Below are 16,708 nucleotides of genomic sequence, written 5' to 3'. Positions count from 1 at the left end.
AAAGGACTGCGTCATGATTAAGAAAATTTTTGCCCTTCCGGTCATCGAACAAATTTCCCCTGTCCTCTCCCGTCGTAAACTGGATGAACTGGACCTTATTGTGGTCGATCATCCCCAGGTAAAAGCCTCTTTTGCATTACAGGGCGCACACCTTCTCTCCTGGAAACCTACAGGTGAAGAAGACGTTCTGTGGTTGAGTAATAACACGCCGTTTAAAAATGGCGTCGCCATTCGCGGCGGCGTGCCGGTTTGTTGGCCGTGGTTTGGTCCGGCAGCACAGCAAGGTCTGCCTGCTCACGGTTTTGCCCGCATTCTGCCGTGGACGCTGAAATCGCACAGTGAAGATGCCGATGGCGTAGCGCTGACTTTTGAACTGACACAAAGCGACGAGACGAAAAAATACTGGCCGCACGACTTTACGCTGTTAGCGCATTTCCGCGTGGGTAAGACTTGTGAAATTGATCTTGAAGCGCACGGCGAATTTGAAACCACCTCTGCCCTGCATACCTACTTTAACGTGGGTGATATTGCTAAGGTGAGCGTCAGTGGCCTGGGCGATCGCTTCATTGATAAAGTCAATGACGCGAAAGAAGGCACTTTGACCGGGGGGATTCAGACATTCCCGGATCGTACCGATCGCGTGTATCTGAATCCGCAAGATTGTAGTGTGATTAATGACGAAGCGTTGAACCGCATTATTACCGTTGGTCACCAGCATCATCTGAACGTTGTTGGCTGGAATCCAGGTCCGGCGCTTTCAGTCAGCATGGGCGATATGCCAGATGACGGCTACAAAACCTTTGTCTGCGTAGAAACCGCTTACGCCTCTGAAGCACAAAAAACGTCCAAAGATATGCCCTCTCGTCTGGCACAATCCATCCGCGTTGCCAAACGCTAATCTGCGCTAGTTTTGTGTGCCGGATGCGATGTATCCGGCACTGCTCAGCATCACACCATATCCAGCGCAGTTTTTACTTTTGGTGCCGGATACGCTTTGTCCAGCATCGCTAATTCTTCTGGCGAAAGCACAATCTCCAGCACAGCCGCATTTTGTTGAACATGCGCGATAGTTGCCGCTTTTGGAATCGCCATCACGCCTTGATGGCTGATTACCCACGCCAGCAGAACTTGCGCCGCGCTGACATTGTGGGCATGTGCGATTTCGTTGACGACCGCGTTTTTTAGCAGTCCATTGCGCAACCGCCCAGCCTGGGCTAACGGGCTGTAAGCCATCACCGGCATCTGCTGTTGCTGGCACCAGGGGAGTAAATCGAACTCAATACCCCGTGAGCCAAGATGATAAAGCACCTGATTAGTCGCACACTGATTTCCCCCCGGCACCTGCCAGAGCTCCTGCATATCGGCATAATCAAGATTAGAAACGCCCCAGCGGCGGATTTTGCCCTGGGCGATCAATTTTTCCATCGCGGCAACAGTTTCTTCAAAAGCGAAACTGCCAGACCAGTGTAATAAATAAAGATCGAGATAATCGGTATTAAGACGGCGTAAGCTGGCTTCGCAGGCATTAATCGCTTTTTGTCCGCCAGCATTCCACGGATAGACCTTAGAGACGAGAAAGGCCTTATCACGCAGGCCAGTTAATGCTTCACCAACTACCTTTTCAGCACCACCGTCCGCATACATTTCGGCGGTATCAATGAGGGTTAAACCGAGTTCAATGCCCGCGCGCAGTGCAGCGACTTCTGTTTTGCGCTGACTGACATCTTCGCCCATAAACCATGTTCCCTGCCCTATGGCTGGCACTGAGTCCCCATCACTAAACTGAATCATTTTTTGTTGCATTGTTTCCTCCCAGGTTACGCACCACCGTAATGCAAAACAGGGCGTGACGCCCTGTTTTTATGCACAAAATGCCCTGGAAAGATGCACTATCAGAATTTGTAGGTGATCCCGGTCGAAATCAGACCTGTCCAGGACTTATCAACCATCGGGCTATCGGTAACTTCATCGGACAGACGGGTGTAGCGCGCAGTACCGTAAATGCTCCAGTCGCCCATGAAGTTGTAGTTGGCGCTCAGTTCCAGATACGGACTCCAGCTATCATTCGGGTTATAGCCACGCAGACCGCTGCGCGCAGACTCTTTACGCGATACGCCATAATAGTATTCGTTATGGTTTTCGCTGTTCCACTGCACACCGATACCCGGGGTCAGAGTCAGACCACCGTTAGTGTAACGGTACAACCAGGCCGTATCCCAGACGATACCGTTGCTGTTATCCAGTGTGTCGGCTGCCAGAGAGGTACGCAGATAACCGTACTGGGTAAAGTGAGCGTAGGACAGACCGGCCATCATAGTGCTCTTACGATCATCCAGGTGGCGCATCTGGTGGTTGCCACTGTCTTTAGCTTTGAAGTAGAGCGGCGACCAGTAAGCGGTAATCGAAAGTTTATCCGTTGCATCGTTCCACAGGTAGTAACCACCACCTAAGCCACGGAACCAGAAGTTATCGCCTTCATAGTTGATTACCGGTACTGGGTAAACATCGGTATCGTAATCTTTATAAGGGTGTTCAACGACACCTACGCCTGCGCCCAGGGAAAATTTACCTTCAGCGTGTGCTACGCCTGCAGACGTTGCGATAAGCACTCCAAGTGCCAGAAGTTTGAGTTTGGTCACAATTAATCATTCCTTAAACAAATGTTTAGCGGGCGACAAAGTTTACCCGTCAATACATCGAAACCCAACCTTTTTACATTTTCATTTCTAAAGGTAACTGTTTAATTTTCCTGACGCTGGTGACATCAGGCTTACACCTGAATGAATTTTGCATTACCGACGGCAATATTCTTTACATTAGTTATGCAATTTTTATGGGTGAGTTGTTGATATGCCATTGAAATCCAGAAAGCCGTGCAGGCAAGTTTTCCATTTGCCATCTACGCTTAATTTTGAAGGTGTATCACCGGGCACGTTCTTCTCGCAGTCGGTAAGATGGCATGAGAGTTGCTGTGTTTTAGCAAGAGACGTCGTTCAGTTTACCTCTTCCGGGAGCCTCTACTATTCATATGAACGGCTCTTAACCTGTGCTAAAAAACGAAAGGACGGCATACCATGAATATATTCGATCACTATCGCCAGCGATATGAAGCTGCCAAGGACGAAGAGTTCACACTGCAGGAGTTTCTTACCACTTGTCGGCAAGATCGCAGTGCTTATGCCAACGCGGCTGAGCGGCTACTGATGGCTATTGGTGAGCCTGTCATGGTCGATACAGCCCAGGAACCCAGACTTTCTCGACTCTTCTCGAACCGGGTCATCGCACGTTATCCGGCGTTTGAAGAGTTTTACGGCATGGAAGACGCGATTGAACAGATTGTCTCTTATCTGAAACACGCGGCTCAGGGGCTGGAAGAGAAGAAACAAATTCTGTATCTGCTGGGGCCTGTGGGTGGGGGGAAATCGTCGCTTGCGGAGCGACTGAAATCATTAATGCAACTCGTGCCTATTTATGTATTGAGCGCCAATGGTGAGCGCAGCCCGGTCAACGATCATCCGTTCTGTCTGTTCAATCCACAGGAAGATGCGCAGATCCTCGAAAAAGAGTACGGCATTCCGCGCCGCTACCTCGGTACTATCATGTCGCCGTGGGCCGCGAAGCGCCTGCATGAATTTGGTGGCGATATCACTAAATTTCGGGTTGTGAAGGTCTGGCCGTCGATTCTACAACAAATTGCCATCGCTAAAACGGAGCCCGGCGATGAGAACAACCAGGATATCTCAGCGCTGGTAGGGAAAGTCGATATTCGTAAGCTCGAACACTACGCGCAGAACGATCCAGACGCCTATGGTTATTCCGGTGCGCTGTGCCGCGCCAACCAGGGGATCATGGAATTTGTCGAGATGTTTAAAGCACCGATTAAAGTGCTGCATCCTCTGTTGACCGCCACCCAGGAAGGCAACTACAACGGGACGGAAGGTATCTCCGCCCTGCCGTTCAACGGGATTATTCTCGCCCACTCGAACGAATCCGAATGGGTCACTTTCCGTAACAATAAAAACAACGAGGCCTTCCTCGACCGTGTCTATATCGTGAAGGTGCCGTACTGCTTGCGCATTTCCGAAGAGATTAAAATCTACGAGAAATTACTTAATCATAGTGAACTGACTCACGCACCATGCGCACCTGGCACGCTGGAAACTCTGTCACGTTTTTCCATTCTTTCGCGTCTGAAAGAGCCAGAAAACTCCAGCATTTATTCAAAGATGCGCGTTTATGATGGCGAAAGTCTGAAAGATACCGATCCGAAAGCCAAATCGTATCAGGAGTATCGGGATTACGCGGGCGTCGATGAAGGGATGAACGGTCTGTCCACTCGTTTTGCGTTTAAGATCCTCTCTCGCGTGTTCAACTTCGATCACGTGGAAGTGGCAGCTAACCCGGTCCATCTGTTCTACGTTCTTGAACAGCAGATTGAGCGCGAGCAGTTCCCGCAAGAGCAGGCAGAACGCTATCTGGAGTTCCTGAAAGGTTATCTGATCCCGAAATATGCCGAGTTTATCGGCAAAGAGATCCAGACGGCTTATCTGGAGTCTTATTCCGAATATGGACAGAACATTTTCGATCGTTATGTCACCTATGCGGATTTCTGGATCCAGGATCAGGAGTATCGCGACCCGGATACCGGTCAGTTGTTTGATCGCGAGTCGCTGAACGCCGAGCTGGAGAAAATCGAAAAACCAGCGGGGATCAGCAATCCGAAAGATTTCCGTAACGAGATTGTCAACTTCGTGCTGCGCGCCAGAGCAAATAACAGCGGACGCAATCCGAACTGGACCAGTTATGAAAAACTGCGCACGGTTATTGAGAAAAAAATGTTTTCCAATACCGAAGAATTACTGCCAGTCATTTCGTTTAACGCTAAAACCTCAACCGACGAGCAGAAGAAACACGACGATTTTGTCGACCGTATGATGGAGAAAGGCTACACCCGTAAACAGGTGCGTTTACTGTGCGAATGGTATTTGCGCGTACGTAAATCCTCTTAACAACCATGGCCCGGAGCACATGCTCATGGGTCTACAACGACAGCGAACCGTAGGCCGGATAAGCGAAGCGTGTCCGGCAATACAGGTGCAGCATACAGTTGGCAAATGCAGTACGGGGGGCATATGACCTGGTTTATTGACCGGCGTCTGAACGGCAAAAACAAAAGCATGGTGAATCGCCAGCGTTTTTTACGCCGTTATAAAGCGCAAATTAAACAGTCGATCTCCGAGGCCATTAATAAGCGTTCGGTGACTGACGTCGACAGCGGCGAGTCCGTCTCCATTCCAACGGAAGATATTAGCGAACCGATGTTTCATCAGGGGCGTGGCGGCCTGCGCCATCGCGTTCACCCGGGTAACGACCATTTCATCCAGAACGATCGCATTGAACGTCCCCAGGGCGGCAGCGGCGGTTCCGGTAGTGGTCAGGGCCAGGCTAGTCAGGACGGTGAAGGTCAGGATGAATTTGTCTTCCAGATTTCGAAAGACGAATATCTCGACCTGCTGTTTGAAGATTTAGCCTTACCGAATTTAAAACAGAACCAGCAACGCCAATTGACCGAGTTTAAAACGCATCGGGCGGGTTATACCGCTAACGGCGTTCCGGCCAATATCAGCGTGGTGCGTTCATTGCAAAACTCACTGGCGAGACGTACCGCGATGACCGCAGGTAAACGGCGGGAACTTCATGCTCTGGAAGAAGATTTGGCAATCATCAGCAACAGTGAACCTGCGCAATTGCTGGAAGAGGAACGGCTACGCAAAGAGATTGCCGAATTACGCGCCAAAATTGAACGCGTTCCGTTCATCGACACCTTCGATTTACGTTATAAGAACTACGAAAAACGACCCGATCCCTCCAGTCAGGCGGTAATGTTTTGTCTGATGGACGTTTCTGGTTCAATGGATCAATCCACCAAAGATATGGCCAAACGTTTTTATATTTTGCTGTATCTGTTCCTGAGCAGAACTTACAAGAACGTGGAGGTCGTTTACATCCGCCACCATACCCAGGCGAAAGAAGTCGATGAACATGAGTTTTTCTACTCGCAGGAAACGGGGGGCACCATTGTTTCCAGCGCTCTGAAACTGATGGATGAGGTGGTGAAAGAGCGTTATAACCCGGCACAATGGAATATTTATGCCGCGCAGGCGTCGGACGGTGATAACTGGGCCGATGACTCTCCGCTTTGCCATGAAATTCTGGCGAAAAAATTGTTGCCCGTTGTTCGTTATTACAGCTATATCGAAATTACCCGTCGCGCTCATCAGACATTGTGGCGGGAATATGAGCATCTGCAATCTACATTCGAAAACTTTGCGATGCAGCATATCCGCGATCAGGATGATATTTATCCGGTGTTTCGCGAACTATTTCATAAACAAAATGCAACTACTAAAGACTAAAACCATCAGCCAGGTCATTATTCCCTGGCTGATTTTTAGTTAATTGTAAATACAGTTATTTATTATCTACATTAGCTTACAAACAACTTAAATATAACAGCGTAACCTTTACAGAACTTAGTTTCATGAAACAATCATTCGGAAAAATGATTCTGTTAGCACGCTTTTCTCAATGCTATACTTTAATTCTTTTTTACTGATAATGATAATTGATCCCGGTCAAAACTCCATTTCTCTGCAATCAATAAAATCGACTACTCAGATTGCTCTCCTTTTTTATGGTTCCCATGGGTACACAAAAATTAAAAGCACACAGCTTTTTTATTTTCAGCTTACTATTGACATTAATTTTATTTTGCATTACCACCTTATATAATGAAAACGCCAATATAAAGCTCATCCCTCAGATGAACTACCTGATGGTCGTTGTGGCTTTATTTTTCCTTAACGCCGTCATTTTCCTTTTCATGTTAATGAAGTATTTTACTAATCGAGATATTTTCCCAACCCTAATTTTAAGTCTTGCTTTTTTAAGTGGCCTTGTCTATTTAACTGAAACGATCGTTATTATTCACAAGCCTATCAGCGATAGTACGCTGATCCAGACGAAATCGAATGACGTTTCCATTTTCTATCTTTTTCGCCAACTAAGTTTTATTAGCTTAGCATCGCTGGCTCTTTTCTGTTATGACCGAAACAGCATTCTGACAAACAACAAGAAAAAAACCTGCATCCTGTTGCTGGCACTAATACCTTTTATGTTGTTTCCATTACTGGCGCACAACCTGAGCAGTTATAATCCTGACTATGCCTTATATGTCGTAGATTACTGCCCGAATAATAATACTGCGAGTTGGGGTATTAACTACACCAAGATTCTGGTTTGTCTGTGGGCATGTTTACTATTTTTTATTATCACACGGACAGGTTTAGCGAGCGAACTTTGGCCGTCAATCGCGTTATTATGTCTGGCCTCACTCTGTTGTAACTTGTTGCTACTGACTCTGGATGAATATAATTACACCATCTGGTATATCAGCCGCGGTATTGAGGTTTCCAGTAAACTGTTTGTGGTTTCTTTCCTGATTTATAACATTTTTCAGGAACTACAACTTGCCAGTAAACTGGCGGTTTATGATGTACTGACCAATATTTATAACCGCCGTCACTTTTTCAACAGTGTAGAGTCATTACTCTCTCGCCCTGTTGTGAAGGATTTTTGTATCATGCTGGTAGATATTAACCAGTTCAAACGCATAAATGCTCAGTGGGGTCATCATGTGGGCGATAAAGTTCTGGTTTCAATTGTCGATATTATCCAGCAAAGTATCCGCCCCGATGACATCTTCGCGCGTCTGGAAGGTGAAGAGTTCGGTTTACTATTTACCGAATTGAATGCTGCCCAGGCAAAAATTATCGCCGATCGGGTGCGTAAAAATGTCGAACTACTGACCGGTTTTAGTAATAGATATAATGTCCCTGAACAAATGACCATCAGCATTGGCTGTGTTTTTTCCACTGGCGACACGCGTAATATCTCGCTTGTCATGACGGAAGCTGATAAAGCGTTACGAGAAGCGAAAAATGATGGTGGCAACAAAGTGATTATTCATTATATTTGAGTGCAAAATTATTCACAGCCATGCGTTTTGCGTGGCTTTGGCATACAATTTATTATCAATACCCCTAAATTTCCCCTCCCCAGCGGCGCAGAGATGAGTATAATTAGCGCCCCTGTACCAGGCCGCAATCGAACTTTATCTGGTTTTCTCGTTTCACTAACCGAAGGAGTGCCATTTATCATGAAATTGCACCATAGAATGCTCCGGCATTTTATCGCCGCAAGTGTCATTGTGCTGACATCTTCCTTCCTTATTTTTGAACTTGTCGCCAGCGACAGGGCAATGAGTGCTTATTTGCGCTATATCGTCCAGAAAGCAGATTCCTCCTTTCTCTACGACAAGTATCAAAATCAGAGTATCGCCGCACATGTGATGCGCGCGCTTGCTGCGAAACAGTCTGAGGTGTCGCCAGAACAGCGACGTGCCATCTGTGAAGCTTTTGAATCTGCCAACAATACCCATGGCTTAAACCTGACAGCCCATACTTACGCGGGTTTACACGGAACATTGCAGACTGCATCCACTGACTGCGACACGATTGTGGAAGCTGCGGCGCTATTACCGGCATTTGATCAGGCAGTTGAAGGCAACCGCCATCAGGATGATTATGGTTCCGGTCTTGGCATGGCCGAAGAGAAATTTCACTATTATCTCGATCTCAATGACCGCTATGTCTATTTTTATGAGCCAGTCAATGTTGAGTACTTCGCGATGAATAACTGGTCCTTCCTGCAATCAGGAAGCATTGGCATTGATCGTAAAGATATTGAAAAAGTGTTTACCGGACGTACTGTGTTATCGAGCATTTACCAGGATCAGCGTACTAAACAGAACGTGATGAGTTTGCTGACACCGGTTTATGTTGCAAGGCAGTTAAAAGGTATTGTACTGCTGGATATTAATAAGAATAATCTACGAAATATCTTTTACACTCATGATCGCCCTCTCCTCTGGCGTTTTCTTAATGTCACGCTAACCGATACAGATTCGGGACGGGACATTATTATCAACCAGAGCGAAGATAACCTGTTTCAGTATGTCAGTTACGTCCACGACTTACCTGGCGGTATTCGCGTTTCGTTATCCATTGATATTCTTTACTTTATCACGTCTTCGTGGAAAAGCGTTCTGTTCTGGATTTTGACAGCGTTAATTTTGCTGAATATGGTCCGGATGCACTTCCGCTTGTACCAGAACGTGACGCGCGAAAATATCAGTGATGCGATGACCGGACTGTATAATCGCAAAATATTAACGCCTGAACTGGAGCAGCGTTTGCAGAAACTGGTGCAATCCGGTTCTTCTGTCATGTTTATTGCAATTGACATGGACAAGTTAAAGCAAATTAATGACACCCTTGGTCATCAGGAGGGCGATTTAGCGATTACATTATTAGCCCAGGCGATTAAGCAGTCGATTCGTAAAAGCGATTATGCCATCCGTCTCGGTGGCGATGAATTTTGCATCATTCTGGTCGATTCTACGCCGCAAATTGCCGCGCAACTGCCTGAACGTATCGAAAAACGCCTGCAACATATCGCACCGAAGAAAGAGATCGGCTTCTCTTCCGGTATTTACGCGATGAAAGAAAACGATACGTTACATGATGCGTATAAAGCTTCTGATGAACGTTTATATGTCAATAAGCAGAACAAAAACAGCCGTTCATGATAATCTTCTGTGGTTATTTGGTTATAATTCCAGGAGCGTGAAATGACTGAAATGACTAAAGGAAGCGTGACGCATCAGCGGTTAATCGCTTTATTATCACAAGAAGGTGCTAACTACCGCATCGTTACCCACGAAGCGGTAGGTAAATGCGAAGCGGTGTCAGAAATTCGTGGCACCGCTTTGGGTCAGGGAGCTAAAGCACTGGTGTGTAAAGTCAAAGGTAATGGCGTAAATCAGCATGTTCTGGCGATCCTCGCAGCCGATCAACAGGCTGATCTTAGTAAACTCGCCAGTCACATCGGTGGGCTACGCGCTTCGCTGGCCAGCCCGGCGGAAGTCGATGAACTGACAGGCTGTGTCTTTGGCGCTATCCCCCCCTTCAGCTTCCACCCAAAACTCAAACTGGTTGCCGACCCACTACTCTTTGAGCGATTCGATGAGATTGCCTTCAACGCAGGCATGCTGGATAAATCTGTAATTCTGAACACCACAGATTACTTGCGCATTGCGCAACCAGAACTGGTCAAATTCCGCCGTACTGCGTAACTAGCTGGTCCGTTCAATAAGCAGAACGGACAGTACTAACACAACTGCAATGGCAAAAAACGATGACGTGATAATCAGTGTCTCAACGAGCATTTGATCGTTCATGGTTTTCCCCCAGAAGATACCTGTTTTCACGTTATTGTTAGCGTGTACAAGTGGCAATTTGATGACAATTTGCCCGATTTTTTATGCATAACACGTAATTTTTTTCTGCTTCCTTTCAGCAGCAGGCGTAAAGTAGGCGGGTTATTATTTTTTGGCAAGGAAACCACGATGTTTGATGTCACTTTGCTGATCCTGCTCGGCTTAGCTGCGCTGGGCTTTATCAGCCACAACACCACTGTCGCCGTTTCAATTCTGGTGTTGATCATTGTCCGCGTCACACCGTTAAGCACCTTTTTTCCGTGGATCGAAAAACAGGGACTGAGTATCGGGATAATCATTCTGACCATTGGCGTAATGGCTCCTATTGCCAGCGGAACACTGCCCCCCTCGACACTGATTCACTCGTTTCTGAACTGGAAATCGCTGGTAGCGATTGCCGTGGGAGTGATTGTCTCCTGGCTTGGCGGACGCGGCGTGACGTTAATGGGCAGCCAGCCGCAACTGGTCGCCGGGCTGCTGGTAGGCACAATTTTAGGTGTGGCACTGTTTCGCGGTGTACCGGTCGGCCCGCTTATTGCCGCGGGACTGGTCTCTCTGATCATCGGGAAACAGTAGACTGTTTTCGAACTCAGAACTGGCACAACAAAAAACCAACAGCCACAAAGTGCTATAGTGACGTGGTAAATCATGCGTGAAAGGGAGAACAAACACGATGAATATTCAGTGTAAACGCGTTTATGATCCGGCTGAACAGAGCGATGGTTATCGCGTACTGGTCGACCGCCTCTGGCCGCGTGGTATCAAAAAAACTGATTTAGCACTTGATGAGTGGGATAAAGAGATCACCCCATCAACAGAGTTGCGCAAAGCCTTTCACGGAGAAGTGGTCGATTTTAAAACCTTTCGCGAACAATATCTTGCTGAACTGGCGCAACACGAGTCGGAAGGGAAACGGCTGGCGGAAATCGCTCAAAAACAGCCGCTGACCCTGCTCTACTCGGCAAAAAATACCACGCAAAACCATGCACTGGTACTGGCCGACTGGCTACGCAGCTTGTGATTTTAGCATGGCATCCGGCTGTTATTTTTCACCAGCCGGATGATCCCGCCGCCATAACGCCCATTCATCAATCGTTTCACCACCCGGCAATTTGCAATTGTTACTGACCCCTTGCGGTGTCTGCACCGGAATGAGCGTACCGCCTTTCTGCTGACAGTAGACCGAAGCCGGATTCGCCATGCCAACCTGCGGCGGTTTTGGCGCATCCGGCTGAGAAGTAGTTGAACACCCTGCCAGAATTAGCAGGCAAGGCAGAGCAAAACTGAGAATTTTCATATATTGATCCCGCACATTTATCTACGCCTTAGAATATCGCGGTATCGTTTTGTTTTGCAGCACTATTTCTTTTACATTCACTTAAAATATATTACAGCTAGTTTCATCTTCGTTGATGATGTTTTATCATGCCTGTAAAGATTAAATAATCAGCATTTTACCCGCAGCATCCTGGAGTTCTTTCGTGTCAGATCAGATCATTGCCCGCGTTTCGCAGTCACTCGCCTCAGAACATTCTCTCGAAAGTCTGGTTCGGCAGCTTCTGGAGATGCTGGAAATGGTCACCGACATGGAGTCGACTTATCTGACAAAAGTGGATATTGACGCGCGCCTGCAACATATTCTGTTCGCCCGTAATAGCCAGAAAATGCACATTCCGGAGAATTTTACTGTCTCGTGGGATTACTCGTTGTGCAAACGCGCCATTGATGAAAACTGTTTTTTCAGCGATGAAGTTCCCGATCGTTGGGGTGACTGCATCGCAGCCCGCAATCTCGGCATCACGACATTCCTGAGCACGCCGGTTCACTTACCGGATGGTTCATTCTATGGCACGCTTTGCGCCGCCAGCAGCGAGAAGCGTCCGTGGAGTGAGCGCGCAGAGCAGGTTTTACAGTTATTCGCCGGGCTGATTGCACAATATATTCAAAAAGAGGCGCTGGTTGAGCAATTACGTGAAGCCAATGCCGCTTTGATTGCGCAGTCGTATACTGACTCTTTAACTGGGCTACCTAATCGGCGGGCGATTTTTGATAACCTGAAGACGCTGTTTTCTCTTGCCCGGCATCTGAAGCGTAAAGCCATGATTGCCTTTATCGACCTGGATAACTTCAAACTAATCAATGACCGTTTTGGCCACAATCGCGGCGATCTGTTTCTTATTCAGGTTGGTGAGCGCCTCAATAAGCTGCATCAAAATGGCGAGATTATTGGTCGTCTCGGCGGCGATGAATTTTTAGTCGTATCTCTGGTTAATGAAAACGCGGATATCCCATCACTGCGTGAGCGTATTCAACAGCAAATACGTGGAGAATATCACTTGGGCGATATTGAGCTGTTTTATCCTGGTGCCAGTCTTGGCATAGTTGAAGTGGATCCTGAAACAACCGACGCAGACAGTGCCCTGCATGCTGCCGATATCGCGATGTATCAGGAGAAAAAACACAAAGAGAAAACACCTTTTATCGCGCATTCAGACAGGCATTCCTGAGGCATATTCACATCCTTTTCTTTGGTGGTAACATGCGAATCGGTATTATCTTTCCCGTCGTAATCTTTATTACGGCAGTCGTATTTTTAGCGTGGTTTTTTATTGGCGGCTATGCGGCCCCAGGGGCATGAAGATGAAAAAAACAACGATTATCATGATGGGCGTGGCGATTATTGTCGTTCTTGGCACCGAGCTGGGATGGTGGTAACACTACGTCGGTAAAAATAGCAAAGGCTGCCTGTCGGCAGCCTTTGTGTTTTTCAGCATTAACTTTTGACTTTTCTGTAGATAAACAACACGACAAGCGCACCAATCACGGCAACAACAAAACTACCAAAGTTAAAGCCATCGACTTTGCCAAAACCAAACAGTGTACTGATCCATCCACCAACTACGGCACCGATAATTCCCAGCAGGATGGTCATAAAGAATCCACCACCATCTTTACCAGGCATGATCCACTTCGCCAGAATACCGGCAATAAGTCCAAAAATAATCCATGACAGAATGCCCATTGTTTCCTCACTTATCTGTTTTGCATTAGCGGGTTAGTCGCTGATAAAAAGCATAGCACAACATAAGAGAAGCAAGAATTGTGATGTGTGTCACAGAGGATTTTTTTTGCGATGGCGCTGAATTAGCGCCATCTGACATTAGCAATTATTACCAACCACAAACATCATGTTCGTTTTCCGTGTCATATGAACGCACGGTATTGACGAGATCTTTTATTACTTCAGCCGCCACTTCTGGCACCAGCAAGGTCATCGGCGTCTCTGTTTCGTAATCGACAGAAACACCATTACTGTTATTGGTGACGGTTACGGTTACGGTATACGTTGCTTTGCCCATGATTCATTTCCCGCTATGAATGACTTTCCGTTGTTTTGCACCTTCCATCAGGACTTCAGGAGCAACGAAGAAGTCAATGTTGAAATAAGTATCGTCAGTCATGGCTTCAATATTGTGCCACTTTTCTGGCGGGAACACCGCGAATTGACCTGCTTCGATAAGGATCACCTGATCAGGTTCTGCGCTGTGTTCATCGGCGTAGCCGAGATATTTGACCGCCCCATGCATAACGGACAGGCGTGGATAAACACCCGGACGCGTTCCTTTATCAAGATGACGTTCGAATATTCCGGCAGGCGCAGTTTGTTTATTCCAGAAAGGTGTTGAGCGCGTATGAATGTAGTTCTGTGGGATTTGCAGCATCCTTTTCCCTCCTTCAGTAAATATGCTGAAAACCATTTATTTCAGCCGTTTCAGAGTACGCCTGATAATTTGCATTTTAAATACCATTTATTGGTTACTTTTTAGCATCATCAAACGGTGAATACAGATGCATTTCAGGAGGGAAGCCCGCAGCATCGCGGGCTGAAAGCATTAAGACTGCAGCGTCGCCAGTCGTGCGGCAAAACCAACAAACATCAGACCAATCAGCGAGTTGCCCACTTTGGCTAGTTTCTTCTTGGTGCGAATGTATTGCGTGACAAATGCACCTGAAATAATCAGGAAGCTCAAATAACAGAAGCTTACCAATTCCAGTGTTGTCGCCAAAATAAAGAATGAAATCCCAGTATGTGGCGCATTGACATCAATAAACTGTACGAAAAACGACACATAGAACAAAATGGCTTTCGGATTGGTCAGACTCAAAATTAATGCGCGCTTGAAGATGGCACCATATTGTGGCTCATCTGATTTAGCCTCGTTATTTTTACCTTTCAGGGTGGCGTAAAGAATTTTACCCCCCAGATAGAGCAAATAAAACGCGCCAAGATAACGTACGATATTGAATAATATCGGTGTGGTCTTAATTAAGGTTGCGACACCAGCCCACGCCAGAAACATCAATACCGCGTCACCGATAAATACACCACAGGCCGCAAGATAACCGCCTTTCACTCCACTGCTGACGCTATTTTTAAGCACAAACAGGGTATTCGGCCCTGGCACCAACACGATAAAAATGGCACCAACCAGATAGGTCCAGTAATTCAGAACCCCATATTCTGCGAACACATTAACCTCTTTAATTCTCTTTGGATCATGCGCGATTAAAGGTGAATATGCTAACCAATCCGCAACGGCTTAGAAAGGAGAAAATCAGGTTTTAACCTGACAATAACTGGACAATTGAATTGTTATTCATGCCTGGTCCAGTGAAAAATTCGGATAGTGTTGGGAAAAATACTGGCGTAAAAACTCTACCGTTATCCGCACCTTCGCTGACATCGCCAGCCTTGATACATATACCGCCCAGACATTCGCTGGCTGGTAATATTCCGGTAGCACTTGCGCTAAATGACCACTGGCAATATTTTCACTGACATCCCACCAGGAGCGCAGCGCAATCCCCTGGCCATCGAGGCACCACTGATGCACAATTTACCCATGGTTAGACAACATCGGCCCGGTAACTTTAATCGTATACTGCCCTTCTTTATTGCACAATTGCCAGACACCAAACCTGGCAGCGATTGAAGAAGTGATTGCTCACGGGCCAAAAACACCGGATATGAAAGGCAATGCCACCACGCCACAATTTACTGACGCTATTTGCAAAATTATTTTGCGTTAAGGTCAAACCAGTTTATTTGAACCGACTGGTGTTGGATTTGTAGTTTATCCGAAGCCGGATGCAGCGCATAACGCACCTTGTCCGGCTTACGCACGTTTTATTGCGGATATTCCTGCAATAAATTGTGTAATGCTTCCGCCATCAGCGCACCACGCCAGCCGGAAATCAGCTCTGGCAAATTATTCTGTGGTTTTAATTTCCAGTGCCAGTTCAGCAGTTGGTTGATTTGCCGACGCGATGCCAGCAATTCGACGCTGATCTTGTGCGTTTCACTCACGTCAGTAATCAGCGACTTAATCGCTTTAAACGCTTTGCGATAACCGGGCATATCCATCAGGTTAAGCATCGGCTGCGGCAAGGCCTCTTCTGGCAATGCCTGCGCTTTCTCTACCAGCGCCAGCAACGTCTTACCGTGGAAGCGGATTTCGCTACCGGATAAGCCCAGGCTATCCAGCTCGCCCAGACTGCCCGGCATATAACGCGCTACCGACCACAAATGCTCTTCACGCACGACAAAGTTCACCGCCAGATCGCGCTCCCGAGCCTTACGCAGCCGCCAGTCGGCTAGCAGTTGCAGACAGGCGAGTTGGCGCGTGCGTAATTGCCAGGCATTGGTGATATCACGCCATGCGTCTTCTGGCGCAACGATCTCCTGACGACGCGTTTGCATCAGGCGGCATTCATCCAGTGCCGCAGGTAGCCAACCAGAGGCTTCCGTTTCAACCATCAGCTTTGCGGCGATCGGTAACAGATACCAGACGTCCGCCGCCGCGTATTCGCATTGACGCTCGGTTAGCGGTCTGGCCAGCCAGTCGGTGCGCGATTCGCTCTTGTCGAGCGTAACGCCGGAATACTCTTCCACCATAGAGGCAAAGCCCCATGACATCGGGCGTCCACAGAATGCGGCGAGGATTTGCGTGTCAATCAGAGGTTGTGGTAACTCACCAAAGACATTGAGGAACACTTCCAGATCTTCACTGCCCGCATGGAGAAATTTGGTGATGGAAGGATCGCGCAGGATCGCTTTCAGCGGTGACCAGTCGGTGATCCCGAGTGGATCGATTAGCGCCAGATGTTCTCCATCAAAAAGTTGAATCAACCCAAGTTGCGGGTAATAGGTGCGCGTACGTACAAATTCAGTATCCAGGGCTATCGCCGGAAAGGCACGGACGGCTTCACACAAAGAAGCCAGCGCATCGTCCGTGGTAATCATTTGGT

Annotated in this window: 20 protein-coding genes and 2 pseudogenes; 12 read left to right on the top strand and 10 right to left on the bottom strand. The window is 47.4% G+C overall.

What is annotated here, in order from left to right; translation table 11 throughout:
• Positions 1 to 13: 13 nt before the first annotated feature.
• Positions 14 to 898, top strand: coding sequence for a D-hexose-6-phosphate mutarotase (locus C7B16_RS00520; protein WP_016248642.1), 885 nt, complete (start codon positions 14 to 16; stop codon positions 896 to 898).
• Positions 899 to 948: 50 nt separating this feature from the next.
• Here the strand turns inward: C7B16_RS00520 and yeaE are convergent, their stop codons facing one another.
• A complete protein-coding gene (gene yeaE, locus C7B16_RS00515) occupies positions 949 to 1,803 on the bottom strand; it encodes a methylglyoxal reductase YeaE (protein WP_001186329.1) in 855 nt (284 codons plus the stop codon).
• A gap of 89 nt (positions 1,804 to 1,892) precedes the next feature.
• Positions 1,893 to 2,639, bottom strand: coding sequence for a scaffolding protein MipA (gene mipA, locus C7B16_RS00510; RefSeq protein ID WP_000163778.1), 747 nt, complete (start codon positions 2,637 to 2,639; stop codon positions 1,893 to 1,895).
• A gap of 435 nt (positions 2,640 to 3,074) precedes the next feature.
• On the opposite strand from mipA, the gene yeaG reads away from it, so the two are divergent.
• The 5 genes from yeaG to yeaK all read left to right on the top strand — a co-directional run bounded on the left by yeaG (position 3,075) and on the right by yeaK (position 10,255).
• On the top strand, positions 3,075 to 5,009 hold the full coding sequence (gene yeaG / locus C7B16_RS00505) for a protein kinase YeaG (RefSeq protein WP_001019882.1): 1,935 nt from the start codon (positions 3,075 to 3,077) through the stop codon (positions 5,007 to 5,009).
• A 123-nt stretch (positions 5,010 to 5,132) separates the two neighbouring features.
• The gene (locus tag C7B16_RS00500) at positions 5,133 to 6,416 is read left to right on the top strand and encodes a YeaH/YhbH family protein (protein ID WP_000219671.1); all 1,284 of its coding nucleotides are present in this window, start codon (positions 5,133 to 5,135) and stop codon (positions 6,414 to 6,416) included.
• A gap of 278 nt (positions 6,417 to 6,694) precedes the next feature.
• Positions 6,695 to 8,038 carry a GGDEF domain-containing protein gene (locus C7B16_RS00495; protein WP_001516280.1) on the top strand — a complete coding sequence of 448 codons (1,344 nt, stop codon included), beginning with the start codon at positions 6,695 to 6,697 and terminating at the stop codon, positions 8,036 to 8,038.
• A 180-nt stretch (positions 8,039 to 8,218) separates the two neighbouring features.
• Positions 8,219 to 9,709: a diguanylate cyclase DgcJ gene (gene dgcJ / locus C7B16_RS00490; RefSeq protein WP_001516279.1), complete on the top strand. Its 1,491-nt coding sequence runs from the start codon at positions 8,219 to 8,221 to the stop codon at positions 9,707 to 9,709.
• 42 nt (positions 9,710 to 9,751) lie between these two features.
• Positions 9,752 to 10,255 (top strand): mischarged aminoacyl-tRNA deacylase, encoded by a 504-nt coding sequence (gene yeaK / locus C7B16_RS00485; RefSeq protein ID WP_016248639.1) that lies wholly within the window; start codon positions 9,752 to 9,754, stop codon positions 10,253 to 10,255.
• Here the strand turns inward: yeaK and yoaI are convergent, their stop codons facing one another.
• The gene (gene yoaI / locus C7B16_RS00480; RefSeq protein ID WP_050558860.1) at positions 10,256 to 10,360 is read right to left on the bottom strand and encodes a small membrane protein YoaI; all 105 of its coding nucleotides are present in this window, start codon (positions 10,358 to 10,360) and stop codon (positions 10,256 to 10,258) included.
• 168 nt (positions 10,361 to 10,528) lie between these two features.
• On the opposite strand from yoaI, the gene C7B16_RS00475 reads away from it, so the two are divergent.
• Together C7B16_RS00475 and C7B16_RS00470 are read left to right on the top strand one after the other, a co-directional pair.
• Positions 10,529 to 10,975: a DUF441 domain-containing protein gene (locus tag C7B16_RS00475; RefSeq protein ID WP_001516278.1), complete on the top strand. Its 447-nt coding sequence runs from the start codon at positions 10,529 to 10,531 to the stop codon at positions 10,973 to 10,975.
• Between the two features lie 97 nt (positions 10,976 to 11,072).
• Entirely contained in the window at positions 11,073 to 11,420 is a 348-nt protein-coding gene (locus C7B16_RS00470) for a DUF488 domain-containing protein (protein WP_001516277.1), read from the top strand.
• Between the two features lie 21 nt (positions 11,421 to 11,441).
• On the opposite strand, the gene C7B16_RS00465 is transcribed toward C7B16_RS00470, so the two are convergent.
• Positions 11,442 to 11,696, bottom strand: coding sequence for a DUF333 domain-containing protein (locus tag C7B16_RS00465; protein WP_001516276.1), 255 nt, complete (start codon positions 11,694 to 11,696; stop codon positions 11,442 to 11,444).
• Positions 11,697 to 11,880: 184 nt separating this feature from the next.
• Between C7B16_RS00465 and C7B16_RS00460 the strand changes: the two genes are divergently transcribed.
• From C7B16_RS00460 to yoaJ, 3 genes are read left to right on the top strand one after another with little or no spacing between them, the layout of a single operon-like run.
• The gene (locus C7B16_RS00460; protein WP_107179245.1) at positions 11,881 to 12,906 is read left to right on the top strand and encodes a sensor domain-containing diguanylate cyclase; all 1,026 of its coding nucleotides are present in this window, start codon (positions 11,881 to 11,883) and stop codon (positions 12,904 to 12,906) included.
• Between the two features lie 32 nt (positions 12,907 to 12,938).
• Positions 12,939 to 13,037, top strand: coding sequence for a YoaK family small membrane protein (locus C7B16_RS00455; protein WP_001219350.1), 99 nt, complete (start codon positions 12,939 to 12,941; stop codon positions 13,035 to 13,037).
• 2 nt (positions 13,038 to 13,039) lie between these two features.
• Positions 13,040 to 13,114, top strand: a complete 75-nt coding sequence (yoaJ, locus tag C7B16_RS00450; RefSeq protein ID WP_001386836.1) for a protein YoaJ — start codon at positions 13,040 to 13,042, stop codon at positions 13,112 to 13,114.
• Positions 13,115 to 13,172: 58 nt separating this feature from the next.
• On the opposite strand, the gene C7B16_RS00445 is transcribed toward yoaJ, so the two are convergent.
• The 5 genes and pseudogenes from C7B16_RS00445 to C7B16_RS00425 all read right to left on the bottom strand — a co-directional run.
• Entirely contained in the window at positions 13,173 to 13,421 is a 249-nt protein-coding gene (locus C7B16_RS00445; protein WP_000512152.1) for a GlsB/YeaQ/YmgE family stress response membrane protein, read from the bottom strand.
• A 148-nt stretch (positions 13,422 to 13,569) separates the two neighbouring features.
• A complete protein-coding gene (locus C7B16_RS00440) occupies positions 13,570 to 13,758 on the bottom strand; it encodes a DUF1869 domain-containing protein (RefSeq protein ID WP_107179244.1) in 189 nt (62 codons plus the stop codon).
• 3 nt (positions 13,759 to 13,761) lie between these two features.
• A complete protein-coding gene (gene yeaR / locus C7B16_RS00435) occupies positions 13,762 to 14,121 on the bottom strand; it encodes a DUF1971 domain-containing protein YeaR (protein ID WP_000939314.1) in 360 nt (119 codons plus the stop codon).
• 171 nt (positions 14,122 to 14,292) lie between these two features.
• Positions 14,293 to 14,931, bottom strand: a complete 639-nt coding sequence (gene leuE, locus C7B16_RS00430; RefSeq protein ID WP_000457213.1) for a leucine efflux protein LeuE — start codon at positions 14,929 to 14,931, stop codon at positions 14,293 to 14,295.
• A gap of 126 nt (positions 14,932 to 15,057) precedes the next feature.
• Positions 15,058 to 15,378: pseudogene (locus tag C7B16_RS00425) on the bottom strand (LysR substrate-binding domain-containing protein); the annotation flags it as partial.
• A 1-nt stretch (position 15,379) separates the two neighbouring features.
• Between C7B16_RS00425 and C7B16_RS25145 the strand changes: the two are divergent.
• Positions 15,380 to 15,490 (top strand): annotated as a pseudogene (locus C7B16_RS25145) (tartrate dehydrogenase); the annotation flags it as partial.
• Positions 15,491 to 15,587: 97 nt separating this feature from the next.
• Here C7B16_RS25145 and rnd read toward each other — a convergent pair.
• Positions 15,588 to 16,703: a ribonuclease D gene (gene rnd, locus C7B16_RS00415; protein ID WP_001516274.1), complete on the bottom strand. Its 1,116-nt coding sequence runs from the start codon at positions 16,701 to 16,703 to the stop codon at positions 15,588 to 15,590.
• Between the last annotated feature and the right edge of the window lie 5 nt (positions 16,704 to 16,708).

The organism is Escherichia sp. 20412-1 (assembly GCF_003027595.1).
In the GTDB taxonomy this organism is placed as follows: domain Bacteria; phylum Pseudomonadota; class Gammaproteobacteria; order Enterobacterales; family Enterobacteriaceae; genus Escherichia; species Escherichia marmotae.
This window is presented reverse-complemented; position numbering and strand designations above follow the sequence as displayed.